Origin of the sequence: Hymenobacter aerilatus, from assembly GCF_022921095.1 — a bacterium.
GTDB lineage: Bacteria > Bacteroidota > Bacteroidia > Cytophagales > Hymenobacteraceae > Hymenobacter > Hymenobacter aerilatus.
Genome location: NZ_CP095053.1, coordinates 3348208 through 3369425, shown reverse-complemented (window position 1 = coordinate 3369425; position 21218 = coordinate 3348208). Strand labels below are relative to the sequence as shown.

At 57.5% G+C, this 21218-nt stretch carries 14 protein-coding genes and 1 pseudogene; 7 read left to right on the top strand and 8 right to left on the bottom strand.

Annotated features, from left to right (window positions below):
* Nucleotides 1-145: 145 nt before the first annotated feature.
* The 3 genes from MUN82_RS14060 to pbpC all read right to left on the bottom strand — a co-directional run bounded on the left by MUN82_RS14060 (nt 146) and on the right by pbpC (nt 5288).
* Nucleotides 146-1321, bottom strand: coding sequence for an efflux RND transporter periplasmic adaptor subunit (locus tag MUN82_RS14060; protein ID WP_245091387.1), 1176 nt, complete (start codon nt 1319-1321; stop codon nt 146-148).
* Nucleotides 1322-1333: 12 nt separating this feature from the next.
* A complete protein-coding gene (locus MUN82_RS14055; protein ID WP_245091385.1) occupies nt 1334-2752 on the bottom strand; it encodes a TolC family protein in 1419 nt (472 codons plus the stop codon).
* Nucleotides 2753-2972: 220 nt separating this feature from the next.
* A complete protein-coding gene (gene pbpC, locus MUN82_RS14050; RefSeq protein WP_245091383.1) occupies nt 2973-5288 on the bottom strand; it encodes a penicillin-binding protein 1C in 2316 nt (771 codons plus the stop codon).
* A 79-nt stretch (nt 5289-5367) separates the two neighbouring features.
* Between pbpC and MUN82_RS14045 the strand changes: the two genes are divergently transcribed.
* A complete protein-coding gene (locus MUN82_RS14045) occupies nt 5368-5964 on the top strand; it encodes a Uma2 family endonuclease (protein ID WP_245091381.1) in 597 nt (198 codons plus the stop codon).
* 257 nt (nt 5965-6221) lie between these two features.
* Here the strand turns inward: MUN82_RS14045 and MUN82_RS14040 are convergent, their stop codons facing one another.
* Nucleotides 6222-7019: an FkbM family methyltransferase gene (locus MUN82_RS14040; protein ID WP_245091380.1), complete on the bottom strand. Its 798-nt coding sequence runs from the start codon at nt 7017-7019 to the stop codon at nt 6222-6224.
* 104 nt (nt 7020-7123) lie between these two features.
* Nucleotides 7124-7387 (bottom strand): alpha-2-macroglobulin family protein, encoded by a 264-nt coding sequence (locus MUN82_RS14035; RefSeq protein ID WP_245091379.1) that lies wholly within the window; start codon nt 7385-7387, stop codon nt 7124-7126.
* 126 nt (nt 7388-7513) lie between these two features.
* Between MUN82_RS14035 and MUN82_RS14030 the strand changes: the two genes are divergently transcribed.
* A complete protein-coding gene (locus MUN82_RS14030) occupies nt 7514-9001 on the top strand; it encodes a glycosyltransferase family protein (protein WP_245091378.1) in 1488 nt (495 codons plus the stop codon).
* On the opposite strand, the gene MUN82_RS14025 is transcribed toward MUN82_RS14030, so the two are convergent.
* The gene (locus MUN82_RS14025; protein ID WP_245091377.1) at nt 8962-14505 is read right to left on the bottom strand and encodes an alpha-2-macroglobulin family protein; all 5544 of its coding nucleotides are present in this window, start codon (nt 14503-14505) and stop codon (nt 8962-8964) included. The genes MUN82_RS14030 and MUN82_RS14025 overlap by 40 nt on opposite strands.
* A gap of 99 nt (nt 14506-14604) precedes the next feature.
* Between MUN82_RS14025 and MUN82_RS14020 the strand changes: the two genes are divergently transcribed.
* The 5 genes and pseudogenes from MUN82_RS14020 (at nt 14605) to MUN82_RS14000 (ending at nt 18046) form a co-directional block, all read left to right on the top strand.
* The gene (locus MUN82_RS14020) at nt 14605-15063 is read left to right on the top strand and encodes a hypothetical protein (RefSeq protein WP_245091376.1); all 459 of its coding nucleotides are present in this window, start codon (nt 14605-14607) and stop codon (nt 15061-15063) included.
* A 1-nt stretch (nt 15064) separates the two neighbouring features.
* Complete coding sequence (locus tag MUN82_RS14015; RefSeq protein ID WP_245091375.1) at nt 15065-15514, top strand: hypothetical protein; 450 nt, start codon at nt 15065-15067, stop codon at nt 15512-15514.
* 122 nt (nt 15515-15636) lie between these two features.
* Nucleotides 15637-16382, top strand: a pseudogene (locus MUN82_RS14010) (IS5 family transposase).
* Between the two features lie 148 nt (nt 16383-16530).
* The gene (locus tag MUN82_RS14005; protein ID WP_245091373.1) at nt 16531-17058 is read left to right on the top strand and encodes an RBBP9/YdeN family alpha/beta hydrolase; all 528 of its coding nucleotides are present in this window, start codon (nt 16531-16533) and stop codon (nt 17056-17058) included.
* Nucleotides 17059-17179: 121 nt separating this feature from the next.
* Nucleotides 17180-18046, top strand: coding sequence for a M28 family peptidase (locus MUN82_RS14000; protein WP_245091371.1), 867 nt, complete (start codon nt 17180-17182; stop codon nt 18044-18046).
* 309 nt (nt 18047-18355) lie between these two features.
* On the opposite strand, the gene MUN82_RS13995 is transcribed toward MUN82_RS14000, so the two are convergent.
* Nucleotides 18356-19582 (bottom strand): multidrug effflux MFS transporter, encoded by a 1227-nt coding sequence (locus tag MUN82_RS13995; RefSeq protein WP_245091369.1) that lies wholly within the window; start codon nt 19580-19582, stop codon nt 18356-18358.
* A gap of 440 nt (nt 19583-20022) precedes the next feature.
* Entirely contained in the window at nt 20023-21147 is a 1125-nt protein-coding gene (locus MUN82_RS13990; RefSeq protein ID WP_245091367.1) for an alpha/beta hydrolase, read from the bottom strand.
* Nucleotides 21148-21218 lie beyond the last annotated feature (71 nt).

The window sequence follows — 21218 nt, the reverse complement described above, 5'->3', positions numbered from 1 at the left end:
GAAGCGCGGAGGAAAAACGCGCGTATCGTTGCTGATGTGCTCGTCATGCTGAGCTTGTCGAAGCATCTCTACCGCTTCGGCAGATGGTATTCAACGAAGCGGTAGAGATGCTTCGACAAGCTCAACATGACGGGCTAGTATGTTCTTACTTGCCCGAAGCGGCGGGCTGGCCTTGGCCCTGGGCCGCTGCAGGCTTGCTGGGGTCGCCTACCTGCACCACGGCGCCCTGGCGCAGGTTCTGCACGCCGTCGCTCACAATGGTCTGGCCTTCTTTCAGGCCCTGGCGCACCACGGTTTTGCCTTGTATCTTGGCACCGGTGGCTACTTTCTGCTGGGCTACCTTGTTGCTGTCGCCCACCACATACACGTAGAACTCGCCCAGCTGCTCGGTAAGCGCCTTGGTCGGAATCACGAGCTGGTTGCCGTTGTCTTGGTTACGCACGCGCACCGATACGTTTAGGCCAGCTTTCAGCAGCTTTTTCGGGTTCGGAAATTGAATGCGGACGCGCAGAGTACCGGTTTGTGGATCCACAGCGCGGTCTACCGTCACAATCTTGCCGGGCAGCGGGTATTCCTGATTACCGGGCAGCATCAGCGTAAACACCGAATCCTGGGCGGCGCTAGAGTTGCGCTGTAGCTCCAGAAAACGGGTAATGTCAGCTTCGCCAATGTTCACATCCACCGCAATCGGGTCTTCAGCCGATACGGTGTTGATGAGCGTCTGGCCCTGCGTAACCAGCGCACCCAGCTTTACCTGCGCAATACCAATAGTGCCCGTGAGGGGGGCCGTAATGGTGGCGTGGAGCAAATCGAGGTTCACGCTGCGTAGGTTGGCGCGGGCCGCCTCTACCTGCGAGGCCGCGTTGGCGCGGCCAGCCTTCGCAATATCCACCTGCTGCTTGGCCACGGCATCGAGCTGGTCGAGGCGCTCGTAACGCTGGGCGTCCTGCACGGCGCGGTCGTAGTTGGTTTTAGCCACGTCCAGTTGGGCCTGGGCCTCGTTGGCGGCGGCGGCGTAGCGAGTGCGGTCAATGGTATACAGCTTCTGGCCTTTGGTCACGTGCTGGCCGTCCTGCACGTAGATGTTGGTCAGGAAGCCCGTTACCTCGGCCAATAGCTGCACCTCGTTCAGGGGTACTACCGTGCCGGGGTAGGTATCTGTGCTCACTACGTCTTCGCTTTGCACTTTGTATACAGCCACTGGCACAGCCGGCGGCGGGCCTTGCTGCTGTTGTGCTGCTTCGTCTTTGGAGCCGCAGCTGGCTAGTAGCAGCGCACTGCTGACAAACACGGGCCACACTCGCTTAGAATTCCACGTCATGGGATTCGTCTTTTACTGATTCTGATTGAAGGTAATGTTGCCCAGGGCGCGCTGCACGTCCAGCTTGGTGGATAGCACGTTGAAGAGCGCGTTGTAGTAGTTGAGCTGGGCCGTGCGCAGGTCGGTTTCGGCGATAATCACGTCCAGGAACGTGCGCAGACCCTCACGGTATTGCAGGTTCAGGATGCGGTACACTTCCTTGGCCTCTGCCACGTTTTGCTCTATGGTATAGAGCTCGTTGAGAGAGCCTTTGTAGGCGCCCATCGCTTGCTCAAACTCGCTGTTGATCTGGTTTTTAGTATCGAAGATGGTCAGGTCCAGCTGCTCGTCCTGCAACTCCGCAATCTTCAGGTTCTGCAAGCGCCGCGTGCCCGTGAAAATGGGTAGGGCCAGCTGCAAGCCCGCCTGCTGGTTGGGGAAGGCACGTTTATATAGCTCCGAAAACTCGTTGTTCTGGTACACCCGGTTGTAGTTGTAAAAACTCGACAGCGAGGGTAGGAAGCCGTAGCGGTAGTAGTCGATGTTGTAGCGCTGGAGCTGCTTCTGCGTCTGGAGCTGCTGAATCTCCACGCGCTTTTCGTAAGCCAGCTGCACCGTAGTATCCAGCAGGGTTTGGCGAACCATTTCCAGCGTGTCGTAGCGAAGCGCCAGCTTGTTGCCCGATTCAATGCCCATCAGCTGCTTTAGGGTAGCATACTTGCCGGGTAGCGCGGCCGCCAAGCTACGCCGCTGCGCAACGGCATTCTTCAGCGAAATATCAGCCCGCAGAAAGTCGGTTTTATCGGCAATGCCTACCTCGTACTGTGCCTTGGCATCGCGCACCTGGCGTTCCTGGCGCTGCAGCACTTCCAGCAGAATCCGCAGCTGCTCTTCGGTCAGCAAAATGTCGTAAAACGCTTTGCTTACATTGGTCACCACATCAATCTTGTTGAGAGCTGTGGTTTGCGCGTAGTTCAGGCGGGTAGCGCGCACCGAGCGGGCGGCGCGCAGCACATCGTTGCTGTACAGCAGCTGGGTGGCCTGCAAACCCAGCGTCGATACGTTTTTCAGACCGATCCGAATGATTTGCTGCCCCGCCGAGGGGTCAGCAAAGTTTGGGAGTACCGATGCCTGCAGCTGAATGTTGCGCGTGTAAGCACCCGTACCATTGATTTGCGGCAGCCAATAGGAAAGCCCGATGCGTACGTTGCGGTCGGCAATACGCTCGTCTAGCTGCGACTGCCGCACAAGGGGCTGGTTGCGCAGGGCAAACTCTACGCACTGGTCGAGGGTAGCGTTGGGGGGTAGGGGCTGGCCTACGGGGGCGGTTGTCGGTTGGGCCGAGGCGCCGTGCAGCACTAGCAGCATGGCCAAGGCAGCCAGCCAGTGCCGGGGGCTAACGCGAAGCCGGTGGAGGGGCCGGGGCATTATCCCTAGTACGTCTTGTATCATGTAATGCAATCGTTTTGCCGAGCTGCGCAGCCTACTCAAAACTGATTTCGGCAGAGCACAAGCCCGTTATCTACCTATTTGGAATACAGAATGTTTTAGCCAATGGAGTTTTTAGCTTGCAAATACTACTGTATTCCAATGGTTTACATCTGTAATACAGGTGGTTACAGTTTGATATTTTTTGCGTTAGCAACTACCTGGCGGTTGCAGGCGTGGGGTTTTAGAGCTCCGTCACCAGCACCTGCACGTCCACGTTGCGGCCGTGGTCGTCGGCACAAGAAATTTTCAGCGGACCCGGCGAAGGACGAAAGAACACCCGCTCGGTTGCGCCGGCAGCGCGCAGAAATTGGTCGTTCACGTACCAGTATACCTGGCGCACCTCACTATCGGTAGTGCAGCTGAGCAGGAGCTGCTGGTGCTCGTGGTGGTCGAGCACATACTCCGTGTTGGGTAGGGGCGAGGTGATGGTGGGCGCCCGCTCGGCACCGCCGCGCACCAACTGGCACTGCGGGTTGTGCGGGGGTAGGCGGCGGTACGGAATGCCCTGGGCCTCTTTGTAGGCCGCCACCTCGGGCAGCATATTAGGGTAGAGCACGCGCCGGTAGCCCGCAGCCGGCGCACACGCCCGGCAGTAGGCCATTGCCCCATCTTCCGATACCAGCACTTCGCGTTGGTGCTGGCAGCGCCGCCCGCTGCTCACGCTGGGCAGAAAATAGTCGATGATTTGGTTAGGACAATTCTCGCCTGGTACTAGGCCGGTTTCGGCGCATACCAGCCGGAAGTCCAGCGCCGCGGGCGGGGCGAACCAGTTGTTAGGCGAGTTGTACGCCAGGGTATTGAACAGGTCGAAGAGCAGAGGCGTGGCTACATCGGCGCCCGTAAGGGTAGGTGCCCCCTGCCCGCTGAAGTTGCCTACCCATACGCCAATGGTGTACTCCTTATTATACCCAATGCTCCAAGCGTCGCGGCGGCCGTAGCTAGTGCCGGTTTTCCAGGCAATCTTGGGTAGGCGCAGGCTGCTGGTGGCGTTGATGGGTAGGTCGGGGCGGGTGAGCTGGGAGAGGATGTCGGTGACGAGGAAGGCGGCCGCGGGGGAGACGAGCACCCCACCCCCCGGCCCCCTCCCCTCCGGGAGGTAAGGTGCTCGTAAGCGTAGTTCCGCATACCGCCCCCCATTGGCCAGCGCCGCGTACAGTCCCGTCAACTCCTCCAAACTGGCCCCACAGCCACCCAGAATGCTGCTCAAGCCCAGGTGCGCCCGGTTACGGGTGATGCTGCGGAAGCCCGCCCGCTGCAGCTGCTCCGTGAAGGTGGGCACGCCTACTTCCTGTAGCACGCGCACAGCCGGGATGTTGAGGGAGTAGGCCAGGGCACGTTCTAGCGTCACTTCGCCCTGGCAATGCTTGTCGAAGTTCTCGGGGCGGTAGCCCTGGAAATTGGTGGGCACATCGGGCAGCAGCAGCTTGGGCGTGACCAGGCCGCGGTCGAGGGCCAGCGCGTAGAGAAACGGTTTGAGCGTGCTGCCCGGCGAGCGTACGGCCGTGATGCCGTCGTTCTGGCCCTGGCTGGCAAAGTCCCGAAAATCGGCCGAGCCCACGTAGGCCGCTACCTGCCGGGTGCGGTTGTTCACCACCAGTACGGCGGCCTGCGTGATGCCCAGTTCGTGCAGGCGGCGCACGTAGTTGCGCGTCAGGTCCTCGGCGCGAGCCTGCTGGCTGCGCTGCAGGGTGCTCCGGATAATAGCCTCCCGCGGATACTGTTGCACCAGCCGGCGCGCTAGGTGTGGCGCCAGGGTAGGGGCAGCGTGGCGGTGGGCGTCGAGCGGCTCCAGCAGGGCGTCGGCTATATCTTTCTGCGGAAACAACCCCTCGCGGCCGAAGCGCCGGAGCCAACGGTTGCGTTCCTGCATGATGCGGACGTTGTCGCGGCCCAGCACCAGGCTGGTAGGACGGTTCGGGATGATGGCCAGCGTTACCGTCTGAGCCAGCGAGAGGTAGTGTGGGGGCTGTTGAAAGTAAAGCAACGCCGCCGACTTCACGCCCTCAATGTTGCCACCATAGGGCACTAGGTTGAGGTAAAGCTGTAGGATTTCATCTTTGCTGAAATGCGCTTCCAACTGCATGGCGCGCAGCATTTCCAGCAGCTTGTTGCCAAAAGTGCGCTCTTTGGGTTCCAGCAACCGCGCTACCTGCATGGTAATGGTGCTAGCCCCGGTGGTGCGGCCGCGGCCCAGTAGGTTGCGCCCAGCGGCCTGCACCACCGCCACGGGGTTCACCCCAAAATGGTAGCGGAAGTATCTGTCTTCTTTCTCAAGTATAGCCGCCCGCAAGGCCGGCGTAATGTCTTGCAGCTCCGACTTCATCCGCCACTTCTGAGTAGGGTTGAGGTAGGCGTGCAGCACCGAGCCATCGGCCGCCAGCACCAGAGGCGAGTAGCGCGGGGTAGGGGGCAGGGGAAACGCCCAATCGAGGCTGAACAGCAGCAACAGTAGCAGCCCTAGTGTCGCGAGGAACCGTATGCTGATGCGCCGTTTCATGGCTGCAAGATACAGGGTTGAGGGGGCAAGTGTAGCGCAAAGCCTCGTATCTTCGTTATCAGCGCAACCTCACTTCGCCATGCCGACTATCACGGATATTTCTCAGCTCGACTTTACCAAAACGTACACCTACGTCGACTACCTTACGTGGCGGCTCGGCGAGTTTGTTGAGCTAATCAGAGGGAAAATTTGGCGTATGAGTCCTGCGCCACGGGTACGCCACCAGACTATTTCCTTCAATCTGAATACGGCTTTGGGCGTAGCATTACGCGGAAAGCAGTGCCGAGGCTTTGCCGCGCCTCTCGATGTGCGCCTTACTAAAGCTACCCCCAACGGCGATACAGCCATCCGCACGGTCGTGCAGCCCGATATCTGTGTCGTCTGCGACCCGGCTAAGCTCGATGAGTTTGATTGCGTGGGCGCCCCCGACTGGATCATCGAAATCCTGAGCCCCGGCAGCATGGCGCACGACAGCAAAACTAAGTTCGACCTCTACGAGGAAAACGAGGTAGGAGAGTACTGGATGGTCGATCCTGGCCTGAAAAACGTAATTGTATACGTGCTGGAAAACGGGCAGTATCAGCTGCAGGGCGAGTTCTATCAGCCCGGCCCCATTCCGGTACGTACGTTGCAAAGCCTCACGCTAGAATGGGCAGAGGTGTTTGAGGGGCTCTGAAATTACGCCTTTTGCGGCTCTCACCATCGCCCGTCCCAGTCGGGCCCGTAAGCGGTGCCCGCCGATGTGAACTGCTGATGCGTAACAGCCATCATTAATCCGGTCTTTTTACAATTGGCGCACCGAGTAGGCAGGCACAGCATTCAGTTCATGCTTAATTGGAAGACCGATTGCTTATCGGTCGAAACACCCCTAACTTTAATGGGGGCGAAGGACTACTCATAAACCACAAGAAAGCACTGTGTTGAGTTTTAGCTTCACTCAGCAGTTGCTTCGGCAGTGGTGACCTTCTTCCATAAAATATCAATTCCTTTTTCTATAGTCATAAGTTGTTCGCTGGATGAAGCTTTTAACTCTCCCTGTGCATCGATGATGAAGGGTTGAAACCCATAGCTCACAATCAGATCAAGAAATTCTTGAGGGTCGATTCCGCCTTTTTTCATCATCTCCAAAGAGTATTCGGTGTGCAGAATCGGCAGGTGAGGGAGCAGAGTCTTCGCTCCTTTGAGCACAAAATATTCGTAGCCCTCAACATCTATCTTAACGAATTTAATTCGCCGCGGGTCCAGTTGCTTATCGCGCATAAAATCGTCTACCGTGGTGGTAGAAACTTCTATCTGTTCGCCAGTATGCAGGGGCAGCAGTGAATGACGGCCGCGGTTTTTATCGGGATATAGATATAGTGTCTTGTTCTCCTGCCGGTCGGAAAGCGCCTGAGGGATGCATATGACCTTCCGCGCGTTGTTTCTCTGCGCGTTATTAGTTAACAAGCCGTAATTGAGGGGGTCCGGCTCAAAGGCATAAATACGTGCCGAAGCAGGCGAATGCCGGTCAAATAGCATTGAGTACCAACCAATATTGGCCCCAATGTCGAGCATTATATCATGCTCTTCTAAATGCACATTGTTTAAAAAGCAGCGGGTAATGCCGGGTTCACATAAGCCGGTCTTAAGCATCCGCCTACCGACCACATCCTCGGTTTTAAACTTAAAGCTTAAATTATAATCGGGTACCGGAGCAATTAGATACTGCCTATGGAAAACCCATCGCATCATGAAATAATAGGTAGAATTCAGGTAATAGGACGCTGTATTCATTAATTACTTATTGCTTAACGAATTATCATCCAATCCGAGCCAGTATCCGCTCACGGACGCTTTCAGAGATTGTGCGGGCTAAGGTAAGGAATTTCACCGCCCCCGCACCACGCCCAAATATGAGTGATACGCCGCGTTGTATATAGCATCGTTACCGGGCCTAGCTTGAACGTGCCTGTGCTCACGGCCCGCGCCAAGTAGTAGAACGCCTTCGGCCGAGCGGTGCCGGTGGCGAACAGGTTCAGGCGGTCATCGCGCACGGCGAGGTAGTCGGGGTGGGCGGCGTTGGTGGCCCAAGTTAGGTCGCGCACGGCGAGTGCTACCAAACCGGCCCCGTGTGCACCCTACCCAGCTTCACGCTAGATTGGGCGGAGGTGAAGGAGTGTAGCAAACGACGCCCGATTGGACACTTGCAAAAAACGTAGCTTTGAAGCTACTTCAACGAACTCAAAATGCTGCTGCCGCGCACTACGTATTACGTAATTCTTTGTGCTCTACTTCTGCTATTTGCTACCACTTTATGGCACCGTATTTCGCATTTTGATGATGCCTGGAGTACAGAGCTTTCCTATCAGTTATTAAAGGATGGCTTTGTTCGCTCAAGCTTATTTGGCAATTATCAGCAGTGGGATGAACACTTATATATGTACCATAAAGCCTTTGTATATGTACAGGCAGGTATCTTATATTTTATAGGATTTGATATATGGGCTGCACGGGCAACTACTCTACTGTTTACCGGTAGTTGCCTACTCTTGCTGCTGGTTTACTTCCGGCCCAGGAAAGAACAGCAGCTACTAGCTGCGCTGCTTTATGTGGGTTGTGGTTCTCTGTGGCTGTTTGGTGTCGATAGCCGCCCAGAAACGATGGTGGCGACCTTCGGCTTTGCTTCCTTTTTGCTGCTACAAAAGGGAATACTTTCTCCCAGACGATTATTGTTGGCTGGAGCACTAGCCGGTTTTGCTGCTCTTACTCATCTTAATGGATTAATCTATATAGGAGCTGGTACGTTTTGGCTGCTACCACGCAGCGGCTGGCGAGGGGTCATTTTGTTTAGCGCCGCGGGTAGCCTAGTCGCAGGCCTATTTTTAGCAGATGCACTTATTGATGATCAGTTGCCGCTTTTGCTATATCAGTTCACACACTACCCGGTCAACCAAAATAACCATGATGTGCTGTTGAAACTGCACACAATGGCTCGATATGACCGGATATTTTTTCATAGTGAAGGCGAAGCACCATTGACTGTCTTGCTTATTATGGTAATACTTATCACTAGCTGGGGGCGGCCAATACAAAAAATGTTCACCCCGGCTGCGCGCTATCTGGTATGGCTGCTAGTGGTGTTTTGGCTTCTGACTAAAAGTCACAATGCGTATTACTACATCTTGTTCGTACCGTTCTTTATTGTAATAATTACGGAAGCTGTTTCAACTGTCGAATTACCAAAGCTACGTCGTTACGCAATAGCCGCTCTGATAGCGCTGTATCCATTGGGAAGCGCGACTCGCGCCTATAATCTCTTAAGAGAAAATTACACCTACCCCCCCGTAGCTACGGAAAATGCTCGTTTGGCTTCTCGTATGCCTCAAAAAAATACAAAAATTATTGCGCCCATGAGTTTCTTCTTTGGGCAAATGGATAATTACCACATAAAATCACTTACCTATTATTCTTTCATCGATCAGGATTATTATAACAAGCAGCTAACTACAAAACAATTTTTTGATTTAGCAGCCCGCGATACAGTTCGCTACATTATTTCTGATTTCCGTAAATCGAATAAAATAAACTACATCAAACCAGATACGCCTACCCGCGTTGGTCCCTACCGCAGAGTATACAAGGACCAGTGGCATAGCGTGTATGCCTGGCAGCCTAGAGAAGCCAGAGAACAGGCCTACCGTACCCGCACCACGCCCGCGCCCGAATACGAATGATACGCCGCATTGTACATCGCATCAGCACTCACCGGGCCTAGCTTGAACGTGCCCTTGCTCACGGCTCGCGCCAGGTAGTAGAACACCTTGGGTTGAGCCGTGGCGGTGGTGAACAGATTCAACCGGTCATCGCGCACGTCGAGGTAGTCGGGTTGGGCGGCGTCTTTCACCCAAGCAAGGTCGCGCACGGTGCCGATACGCGGGTTTTCAATTTCCAGGCCGGCGGGCAGCAAGTCTGTAACGGCTACGTTCTCTACCTCGCCAGCCGTTTCGGCGGCTTGTAGCGTCAGGCGGACTACCACTAGGTCGTTTTGTTTGAAGGAAGTGGTAGCGAAAAACTGCCCGTTACGGTCCAGGAACTCGCGGCGGATGCGCAGGTACTGGTCTTCCTCGGGCACGCGGCCGGTGGGCGAGATGCCCTCCATCTCCCAGAAGTAGTACAGCTTGCCGCTACCCTGCGTGCGCAGCATCAGCGGGCGGTTGGCCACGTTCGTCACCGACACATCCTTACCCGAGAACTGCCCTACCACCTTACTATCGGCCAGCAGTGCAGCCGTAACGGTGCTGGCGGCGTTACGGCGCGCCAGCTTGCCCAGCGCGAGCAGGGAAAACGCCCGTTCCTGCGTGTTCAGCCAACTCGCTTGCTGCACCTGCCGGCTGAGTTGCCGGGCCAGCGGGGCAACCTGTGGGTGGTCGGCGTCGGCGGCGAGGAGGGCGTTGAGTACCAGCGCCTCGTCGCGGATGGGCGAGGAGAACGAGCCGGATAGCTCACGCACGTCGGTGGTCTTGGGGGCGAAGCGGGCGGGTAGGAGCTGCTGGAAGCTGCGCTGGTTGCCGGCCACGGCAAAGGTGCAGGCCAGCACCCAGCGTGCATCCTCAGTGAGCAGGGCGCGGTTGGCTTTGTAATAGTTCAGCGCCACTGCGTCGGGCTGACCGGCCAGGGCCAGCACGTAGAGCGAGTAGGCAGTTTCGCGCTTAGCCCGCGTGACGGGCTGGATGGCTCCTCCCGTTTGAATGATGTTGTAGGTATCGGTTTCACGCTTGCGCACCCGCGCTTGTAGGTAGCGAAGCACCCGGTCGAGCACGGTTTTGTTGACTTGGAAGCCAGCTTGCTGGGCTTCGAGTAGGAAGTGAGCAGCGTAGGCCGTGGCCCACCAGTTGTCGTAGTCGCCGCCGGGCCAGTAGCTGAGGCTGCCATTGTACATCTGCTGGGCCTCTACCTTGCGGATGGCCTCCTGCACGTGGTAGTTGGGGTTATACGGACTCGTCTTCACGGCCTTGCCGGTTTGCTGCCCCAGCGTGGCCGCCAAATCACCATAATACAGTTGCGGGAAAGCCGCCGACACGGTTTGCTCTAAGCATCCGTACGGATACTGCAACAGGTAGCGCAAGTCCTTGGCAAACACCGTCATTGGCGAGCGGCTCACCACCAGCTGGCTCCGCAGCGAAGACGGAATGAAATCCGTTTGCAGCTTCAGCGGCTGCGTCACGCCGCCCGCTACTTCGCCGGAACCGTTGCGCTTCTGCAAGGGTGAGGCCGGCCGGACGGGGAGTTCGATGGTTTCGGTGAAGCTTCCCCCTCCTTTTCCGGGAGTAACAGTAACTTTCACTGTAGCATTACCTATAGCATCTTTGGCGAAAACTAGTTTAGGGTCATAACCAGAACCGGCTACAACCTTGAATACTACTTGCCTTTCCTGATTCGGCTGTAGCTCGACAAAACGCAAATAATCGGTCATAGCGTCGCTTGTTCGAGTTGGCCGAATCGGAAGAACTGGTCCTGTCGTTTCTATCTTAACTTCCGAAACACCGGTACTTTTCCCTGTCGTATTCGTCAGCGTCACGGGCACGTCAATCGTGTCGCCGGGGCTGAGGAAGCGGGGTAGGGCAGTGCTGATGACCACCGGGTCGGCGACGCGCATGGTGTGCTCGGCCGCGCCGAATGCGTCGTCTTTGTAGGCCACGGCCATGACGCGCACGGCTCCCGAAAACTGCGGAATCCGTACGCGGTAGCGCACTTTTCCGCTGGCATCGGCTGTAAGCACGCCGCTCCATTTGGCGAGGAGCTTCACGCGGCGCGAGGGTACGGGCGTGGTGCGGCGGGAGAGGTCGGCGGCGTCGCCGCCGCTGCTGCTGGTGCCGAGTTCGGGGAGCAGGAAGGGATACACATCGTAGGCCTGCACTTCCAGGGCGCGTTTTTGGTAGAAGTAGCCGTGCGGGTCGGGCGTACGGTAGTCCTTCATCTGCAAAATGCCCTCGTCCACCACGGCCAGCGTTACCTGGGCCTTGGGCGCGGTGCTCACCTCGATGGTCTGGAAGGTTTGGGAACGACTCTGCGCGGGCGCTTTGATGCTGACGGTCAGCTTCGAATTAGGCCTCTCCACGAGCAATGGCATGAAGCCGCGGGCCACCGTAAGAGGTAGGCGGTTGTCGCAAATCTCGCGGATAGCTGTGGCCGTCACATACACGTTGGGCACGTGCCCGGCGCGAATCGGCACGTCTACCTTCGCCGATTTCTCGTCGGTAGTCACGTAGAAGCTGTTCAGCACCCGGTCCCGCTCCACCGTCACGAGCACGCGGCCGGGGAAGGGTGTTTTCAGCAGCAGGTGGGCCGTTTCGCCGGGTGCGTATTTCGCTTTGTCGGGTTCGATAGTTACCTCGCCCTCGTTGTTCACCTCGAAGCTGTTGGCCTGCGTGTCGCCGTAGCCGTAGGCGTACACCTGCTGAGCCACGTAGGTAACCGCGCCCGGCCGCGCTACCCTGATTTCGTACTCGCCGGAGTAGGTAGGCGCAAACTGCACCGCCGCGCCGCCACCCGCGCCCACAGTAACCTGCTGACTAGATACCACTTGCTCGCGCTTCTGCGAGTTGTAGATGTAGCGGCCGCCCTGGCGCTCAATCACGGTTTCCCAGAGTAGGCGCACCACCTGCACCCGCGCCGGAGCGCTGGTGGGCTGACCGGCGGGCGTGAGAGCCACCACCTGCACCGGCACCTTTTCGCGGGTGCTCACCAGCTCCGGCAACGCCCGAATACCGAACAGCACTGGCTGCGTCTGCACCTCGAACGTAGCCAGACGGTTCACCGGGCGGCCGGTTTCGTCGAATACTGTAGCGAAGGCCGCACCTTCCAGCGTGCCCAGGTCAGTGTAATCGGGCACTTGGTAGGTGGCAGTACCGCGGCCGTCGGCGTCGGTGGTGCCTTCGCGCAACGTCTTCTCGAAGCGGGCCGAAATCGGCGTTTGCTCCTGGTAGCCGTAGTTGCCGCGCCGCTTCTCGCCGCTGTTGATGGCGAAAGTATAGTCGGGGTAGTTTTTGGGGGTGAAGGGTTTCTCTTTCAGCGAAAACTCCACCTCAAACTTGCGGTCGGCGGCGGGCGGACCGAACAGGTTTTGGGCCATAATCTGGGCCGAAACCGGCTGGCCCGGCTTCACGACGGCCCGCGAGGCTTTCACCGTCACCTTCAGTCTATCGGGAATGAACTCCTCTACGCTGAGTTGGCGTGAGGTCAGCAGCACATCGTTGCCGGTGAGGACTTCCAACGTATAGAGGCCGGTCATGATGCTGGGCGGCAGGATAAACTGCGCCTCAAACGCCCCCGCCGCCGACAGTTGCTTGCGCAAGCTGGCGTATTCCTTACCCGTGGGTAGGAGCAAGCGAATCTTGACAGGTAGATTTTTAGGCGGCGCTTGCCAGTTCTCGGTGCGGATGATGGTGTTCGTGCGGATGGTGTCGCCGGGGCGGTACAGGTCCCGGTCGCCGTACAGGAAAGCCTGGTAGCGGGCCGCGTTGCGTTGCAAGCCGCCTACCTCAAACCGCGACGTTTCCACGCGGCTGCGGCTCAGGTCCAGAAACGTAAAATCCGATTGGCGCTGCGCCATCACCATACCCAGCCGGAACCGGCTAGTCGCGGTTGTGCTATCGAATTTTGCCACGCCGTCAGCGTTGGTGGTGCCGGTGCCCATCACCTGGTTGTTGCTACTCACGAAGCGCACCGACACGCCCGACAGCGGTTTCGCGTCGCGGATGGAGTTGGCAAATACCAGCGTGCTACCCGCCGCGCCCTGCTTCACAATCAGGCCGATGTCCGTCACGGCTACCAGCTTGCTCACTTGCAGCCACTGCCGCTCAGTGTCCTGTATCTTGATGATATAAAGGCCTTTCAGGTCGTCGGTAAACTCTAGCTCTTTCAGGCTGAGGTTGAGTAGGCGCAGGCCCTGTTGCTTAGGCAGCCCAGCTACCGTATAAGTGCGCTCCGACAGCACATTGCCCAGGTTCTCTACGTCGTAGTACTGAAACGAACGGTCGATGTACTCGCCGTTGTCGTCCGTGTTGTCTTCTTCAGAATCGGGGTCGTACTCGGGGTAGCCGTATTGGGTGCCGCTCCGCAATAGTTGCTGCAAATTGTTGGCGTAGACTTTTGCAATGGTCACCTTTACTTGCGCTACCTCGTTGATGCGCACGCCCAGGTTGCGGGCACCCAGCGCGTCGAGGTACATGGCTTTCTCACCACTGGCGAAGCTGATGGTCGGCCGCTCGTCGCCGAAGCTTACGGTTTGGGTCACGTCCTCGTCTAGCTGTCCGCCCAATGTCCCGCGCAAGCCGCTGCCAATACGCACTTGGTAGCTTTTTCCGACCTCAAAACCGCCCTTCAGCGTGAAGCCGCCTTCCTGCGTTTCCACCGCAAACGGCACCTGCGGCGACACAGCCACCGTGCTGGTCAGGTCGCCTTCGGCTACGGGCTGGTTGGTGCGCACCGTCACCACCGGGTCGGTGCCCTGCACCGTGCCCGATACGCTGCTCACAGCCAGGGCCTGCGGATCGGGCACGTCTACGGGTAGGGTGAAATCCTGCGTGGTAGGCTGGTCGCCGCCAGCGGCGCGCAGACCGGCCGCCAGCGCTACCGTGAGCGGGGAGCCGGGCCGCACGTCCTGCGTGAGGCCAAGCTGTATAGTTTGGTCGGGCTCAGTATTCAGCACCTCGAAGGCCACTGGCTGCCCGTCCTGCGTGAGGCGCAGCAGCGGGCGCACATCGGCGGAGCGCACGGCGTAGTTGAACGGCACATCTAAGCGCAGTTCGGCAGTGCCCGCCGCCCGCCGCGAGCGGCCCCAAAAGGCCTGCACCGTGCCCGGCTGGAGGTAGGGTGTGTGAAATACGCGGCGGTTTTCTGGTAGCTCTACGTCGCGCTTGTCGGCGGGTAGGGCCTGCGGCCGCAGCGTAGCCCGGAAGGTAGTGCTGGGCCGAAAGGGTGTGAGAGGGGAGAAAATCAACTCCCGGTCGTTAGCCCACTTAAACTTGCCCCGCACGGCTGGTTCAAAGGTCACTACCTGCGTGGTATCCCAATGGTCCTGCTGTTCGGGGCCTACCATCGCCTGGTCGAACTCAAATATCAGGTTCTGATAGGGATCGATTTCCTCGCCGTTGGGGTCGGTAGTGGAGGTGGTTTTTGTGCAAGCGCACAGGAATAGTAGCAGCCACAGCAGCGGCAGACGGGGTAGGCGGGGCATTATCGGGTATAGTTGAGATAGAGGAGGTAAGGTATAGAAAACGGGCGCTATATAGTATTTTGTATGCGCAATGTTTTGCTTAAATAATTAGATAATAAAATGGCGCTTCATGAAGAGGCAGTTAATGCAACTGCGAATAGATTAGTTAGAAAGTTATTATTGAATACCAGTGTGGAGAGCTTTGGGATTATGCATCAGATGCCTCTTGTTCATTTTCGTAATGAACATGGAAATGATATGGTGTTATGTTTTGATTCGCCCATCCTATTTCATCCTGAACACGGACCGTGTACTGATTCCAATGAGTATTTGCTCATAGGAATGAACCGGGTAAATTTGAAGATGGTAGTTGACGCGACTTGTACTGCTGCGTCAGACTTGGAGGTATATTTTGAAGATGGATCTTGGTTTAGAATTTCAGGTACATCAGAAGATGGCAATGAACCTTGGCAACTCTCAGACGGATTGCCTGTAGATGAAGACGGTACGCTCATTATTGCGCAGACGGAAGGAGGATATGCTATTTGGAATGGTAGTAGTATAGATAAAGTTAACTAGCATGAGCTACGACCTACTAGTTTTCAGCAAGGAGGCCGCCCCAAAAACGCGGACTGAATTTATGGGATGGTATGATGCCCAAACAGAATGGAAAGAGGAGCACATATACAGTGACCCAGCTATTACCACTCATGAACTTCGGGCCTGGTTAATGGAAATGGAGCAAACATTTCCTGATATGAACGGTCCTAACACGACCGATGGCCACAAGAGTGATTACGAAACAGACTACAGCATTGGCCGTGTAGTAATCTATGCCGCCTTTAGCTGGTCATTGGCAAAGGAAGCGCACGAGACGGCTCACCGACTGGCTCGAAAATATCAAGTTGGCTTTTATGACCCTAGTTTCGAAGGACCTATATTACTTCCTGAAAACGGCGACTTGGGACTAATAGAGGAAGTCGACCAGCAGAACCCAGGTTTGAAGAAACCATGGTGGAAGTTACGGTAACTCGCACTCAGTACTAACGATGAGCTTGCACCTCATCTGCCGCGCAGCGGCGACGCGGAACCGTGCTATTCAAACGTCATCGTTCTAGAGTGTGTGGACAGCAAGGAGAGTATTTTTACGCCATGCGCCGTCATGAATTAACCGAACGCGAATGGAAAATGGTCGAACCACACGCCCTCGGCCGGCTGGGCACAGGGCGCGATAACCGCCTGTTCGTCAACGCCGTGCTGTACCGGGTGCGCACGGGCGTGGCGTGGCGCGACTTGCCCGAGCGGTTCGGTCCATGGAACACCGTGGCGCGGCGTTTCCGCCGCTGGGCACATGCGGGCGTGTGGGCCGCGTTGTTTCAGGCCGTGCAGGAACCGGATTATGCCTGGGTGCTGGTCGACTCGACCACGGCCAAGGCGCACAAAGCGGCGGCCGGACAAAAAAAAGCACGCCGGCCAACGAAGCCCTCGGCCGCTCGCGCGGTGGTTTCGGCACCAAAGTGCATGCGGTGGTGGACGCATTAGGCAATTGCCTGCACTTGGCCCTGACGCCGGGCGAAGCCGCCGACCGCCCCCAATTGCCCGGCCTGTTGGCGGCCTTACCGCAACAACCCGGCGCGGTAGTCGCCGGCAAGGCGTATGATACCAATCACGTGCTCAAGACGTTGGCCCAAGGCGAAATCGAAGCCGTCATCCCGCCCAAAGCCAACCGCCTCGACCAACGCGCCTATGACGAAAACCTATACGCCGACCGCAACAAGGTGGAGCGCTTCTTCGGCCGCCTCAAAGAAGCCCGCGGCTTTGCGACCCGTTACGAGAAAACGGCTACCTCCTTTTTAGCCGTGGCCCACTTGCTCGCTGCCCTCGATTGGATGCGCTAGATGTCCACACAGCCTAGCTGGGAGGCTGTGCCTCCCAGCATCGGCAGTACGAGTTATGCTGCGCTAAACTCGCGCCAGCTACCTTGCTACGCGTTGGCGTAGCATACGCAGCAACAAGCGCTTACATTCGCAGGATAACCTTTTCCTTATGCCCACTACCATCCTCACCGCACCTGGACTAGGCGGCTCCGGCTCAGCGCACTGGCAAACACAGTGGGAGCAACAGTACAGTTACCAGCGCGTGCAGCAGCACGATTGGGACCACCCCGTTTGCACCGATTGGGTACAAGCTTTGGAAGCTGCCATAGCTGCTGCCGGCCCGCAGGTAGTGCTGGTGGCGCACAGCCTGGCTTGCGCTACGGTGGCGCACTGGGCCGCTACCACCCGCCACCAACTGCAAGGCGTTCTATTCGTAGCGCCCGCCGATGTAGACCGGCCCGACTTTCCGCCCGAAGTGGTGGGCTTTGCGCCCATGCCACTGGCGCGCCTACCGTTTCCTAGCATCGTGGTAGCCAGCACCAATGATCAGTACGTCAGCCTAGCTAGAGCCCAACAGTTTGCGGAAGCCTGGGGTAGCCGGTTTGTAAACATGGGTGCGCTCGGGCATCTAAACGCCGAATCGGGGTTGGGGCTGTGGCCGCAGGGGCACCAGCTACTTCTAGAGCTGTTGGGGTAGGAGTAAGCATTTAGGTGCTCAAGTGCTGCTCAGCTACCCAGATAAAAGAGTGATTTTTAGGCAGGCAAAGCCTTGCTATTCGTATAGTATCTGATACTCAACTACGCCCGCGCTCCTTCCTATGGCTGCTAATCACACCCGACTCTATGCCGATGTGCAGTTCCTGACCGAGCTGCAACCGGCGCGCAACTACCGCAACTTGGCTTCGCTCAACCAAGCGGCCGACTACATTCGGGAGGCGCTACACCAAGCTGGCGGCCAGCCACAGGACCAGGTATTCCGCGTCGATGGCCGGGAATATCGCAACATCATCGCCTCCTACGGGCCGCCCGATGCCCCGCGTATTGTAGTAGGGGCACACTACGACGTGTGCGGCGACCAGCCCGGTGCCGACGACAACGCCAGTGCCGTGGCCGGCTTACTCGAAACCGCCCGCCTACTGCACGAGCAGCGCCCCGCCCTGCTCTACCGTCTCGACCTGGTAGCGTATTGCCTAGAAGAGCCACCCTACTTCGCCACCGATAACATGGGCAGCGCCGTGCACGCCAAGTCGTTGCAGGAAGCGGGTGCAGTAGTGCGGGCTATGATCTGCTACGAGATGATCGGGTACTTTAGCGATGAGCCCGGCTCCCAGCAATTCCCGAACCCAGCACTGGCGGCGCTATATCCAAATACCGGCAACTTTATTACAGTGGTAGGCCGGGAGGGGCAGGAGGGTTTCACCCAGCAAGTGCAGCAATTAATGCAGGCCCATTCTGGCTCACTGGATGTGCAGCGCATCAATATGCCTGCGTCTGTGGCACTGGCAGGGCTTTCCGACCACCGCAACTACTGGCGCTACGGCCATGATGCCGTCATGATCAACGACACGTCGTTCTTGCGCAACCCGAACTATCACCAGACCTCCGATACCATCGATACACTCGATTTTCACCGCATGGCGCAGGTAGTCGATGGCGTGTACGGTGCCTTAGTAGATTTGAAGTGACGCCGTTCCCGGCCAGCCAAGCCATGTGCTTTTCTACCGCCGCTAGGGTTTTACGCCGAAATAAGCCAATAGAGTCTGGTCGCGTACTCGCGTCGTTTTGCCCAATCGGGGTCCAGTTATGGCCCTTTTCTGTAATCAACGAAGTTGGGAAACCTTATAAACGCTAGCAGCCTACCTCAACACTATAACCAAGCCAAGCGCCTGAAGACCCTGTGTGGCCTGACTCCATGCGAATTCGTGTAGGCTCAGCTCAGTGGCAAAAGAGCCTTACTCCTACCTGACCTCCTACCCCACGATGAAACTACACCGTTAATGCATAGCTCCGCCCACGCCGGGCGCAGCAGCCACGAGGTGCGTCACCCGCTGCCGGCCTACCAGTAGTAGGAGCAGCGCCAGCAAAGAAGCACCGGCCATGAGAGCCACCATCGGGACTGCAGAGCGAGCGTCGAACAGACTCACGCCCAGCGATGCGAGGGCACCCGCGCCCATTTGTAGGGCGCCCATCAGGGCAGCGGCACTGCCTGCATGGCGCGTGAACGGGGCCAAGGACAAAGCCGACGTGTTGGGGCTGGTGAAACCCAGGCAGCTCAAAAAGACGAATAGCAAAGCGACCATGCCGCCCAAGCCCAATACGCCCGCGCTAGTTAGGCCTAGCAATACCACCGTGGTCAGCAACTGACAGCTCAGAGCAACCAGCACAATCTGCTCGCTCTGGTAGCGGCGCAACAGCAGGCTGTTAACCTGACTGGCCCCGATAAGCCCGATAGAGAGAAAAGCGAAAATCCACCCGTATACCTTCCCCTCTACGTGGTAGAGGTCCATGAACACCAAGGGAGAGCCCGACACGTAGGCAAACAGACCGCTAAACGAGACGGCCCCGGTCAGCGCGTACGTGGCAAACTGGGGTTCACGCAGTACGGTCCAGAAGTTGGTGAGGATGGGCCGGGGCCGTAGCGAGAGCGTGGTGTCGGGCGTATAGCCGTTGGGTAGCCACAGGAACGAGGCTAGCAACAGCAGACCACCCAGCACACCCAGCGCCAGGAATACGGCCTGCCAGCCGTAGGCCGCCGTCACGTAGCCGCCAAGGGTAGGCGCTAACAGCGGCGAAACACTCAAAACCAGCATCAGCAGGGCAAAAACCTTGGCGTTTTCTTTCACGGGAAATAAGTCCCGCACCATCGCTACCGACGCCACGGCTGCCGAGCAACTGCCAATGGCCTGGATGAAGCGCAAGGCAATGAGCGTTTCAATACGGTGCACCGCCAAGCAGCTCAGCGAGGCCACTACGTAGAGCGCCAGCCCAAAATAGAGCGGTTTTTTGCGCCCAAACCGGTCCAGCAGCGGGCCATAGAGAAGCTGCCCCGCCGAAATACCGATGAAGAAGCTCGATAACGAAAGTGCTACCTGCGACACACTTGTATGCAGATCTTGCGCAATAGCCGGAAATCCCGGCAGATACATATCAATGGAGAAAGGCCCTAAAGCCGTGAGGGCACCCAGGATGAGGATGAGAAAGAAATACCGTTGATTGGTCATGAAACAGCCGGAAAACACTGCCGGAAGCGCCGCCAGCAGGATACGAGAACAAGAAAGGAATACGGGTGCAGCTCCGACAGGAAGGGCCAGAAGGCAATCTGCGCGCGCAGATTGCCTTCTGGCCCTTCCTGTCGAGTGGCTAGTTGCTACAACAAATGTAACGGCCTACTTGCTTATGGACATCAGGCTTATTCCTGAACAATAAGAAGCAAACCGTCTGTCATGCTTCGACAAGCTCAGCATGACAGACGGTTTTTGGCTTGATGACATAGGGAACAGCCCCGCGCCATCATCCGCCAGTAAGCTGATACAGAACGCCACGGCGCTTATTGTAGCGCAGCTCCACGCTATCAGCCTGTATCAAAGCAACACGGCACGGTGTCTTGTAGACGCCGTGCCGTGTTGCTTTGATAAAAAGCTACTATCGAAGTAGCAAAAGGCTACTGCAAGCTCTTTTTCAATTCTGAGGCAGCTAGGGCTTGCGCTTCGCGGGCCTCGGGTACTACCGTGGCCATACCGAAGAACTCGTGCGTCACGCCCTCATACACCTTCGATGTTACGGATACACCGGCGGCTTTCAGCTTGCTGGCGTACTCTTGACCTTCGCTTTGCAGCGGGTCAATTTCAGCATTGATGACCGTAGCTGGGGGTAGGCTGCCTAGGTTGGTAGCATTCACCAGTGAAATCAGTGGGTTGGTACCGTCAGCAGAACTTGTCAGGTATTTGTCGTAGAACCACTGCATTAGCGGCTTGCTTAGGGGTTTGGCGTTGGCGTATTGCGTATAGGAGGTGGTGTTCATGTCGTAGCGGGCAATGGGGTACACCAGCAGTTGGTGCACGGGCAGTGGCACCGAGGCGCTACGAGCCATTAGACACACCGCCCCTGCAAGGTTGCCACCGGCGCTTTCACCGGCCACTGCAATGCGTTGGGCGTTAATGTTGAGGGTAGTAGCGTTGTCGCGCACCCAGCGGTAGGCCGCAAACGAGTCGTTGTGAGCCGTGGGAAACTTAAACTCCGGGGCCTGCCGGTAGGCTACCGATACTACCACGGCGCCCGTCTGCTCTGACAAGGCCCGCGCCGATGGGTCATACGTATTCAAGTTGGCAATAACCCAGCCGCCGCCGTGGTAGTACACAATGGCTGGCAGGTTGCCCGTAGCGTTCTTCGGACGGTAGATGCGTACGCGAATTGTACCACCCGACACCGGAATACGCTGCCCTGTGGTGTCTACCTGCGGCACGGGCGCGGGGATATTATAGTCACGCATCACGGCCATAACCGCATCAGTAGCCGAGGGAGCCATGCGGGCTTGCTGCGGGGTGAGGGTATTGAGCGGTACGCCTCCGCTGAGCTGGTCAAGCTTTTCGATAACGGTTTGCATCTCCGGGTGAATGGTTGGGCCCCACTCGGGCTTCGGGCCGGCGAGCTTGATGCTAGTGCTATCGGAGTCAGAATCGTCGTTGCAGGAAGTGGCGCCGGCCAGCACACCAGCCAGGAAAAGCGCAGAAACTACGCGCCGAGACCAAGTCCGTGCAGTGGCCAAAGAGGAAAGATGATTGTTCATGGAGTTCATCATGAGGGTGAGGGGTGGAACCCAGTAAGCCAGTTAAAACCGCTGGCTACTCAAGTCACCCC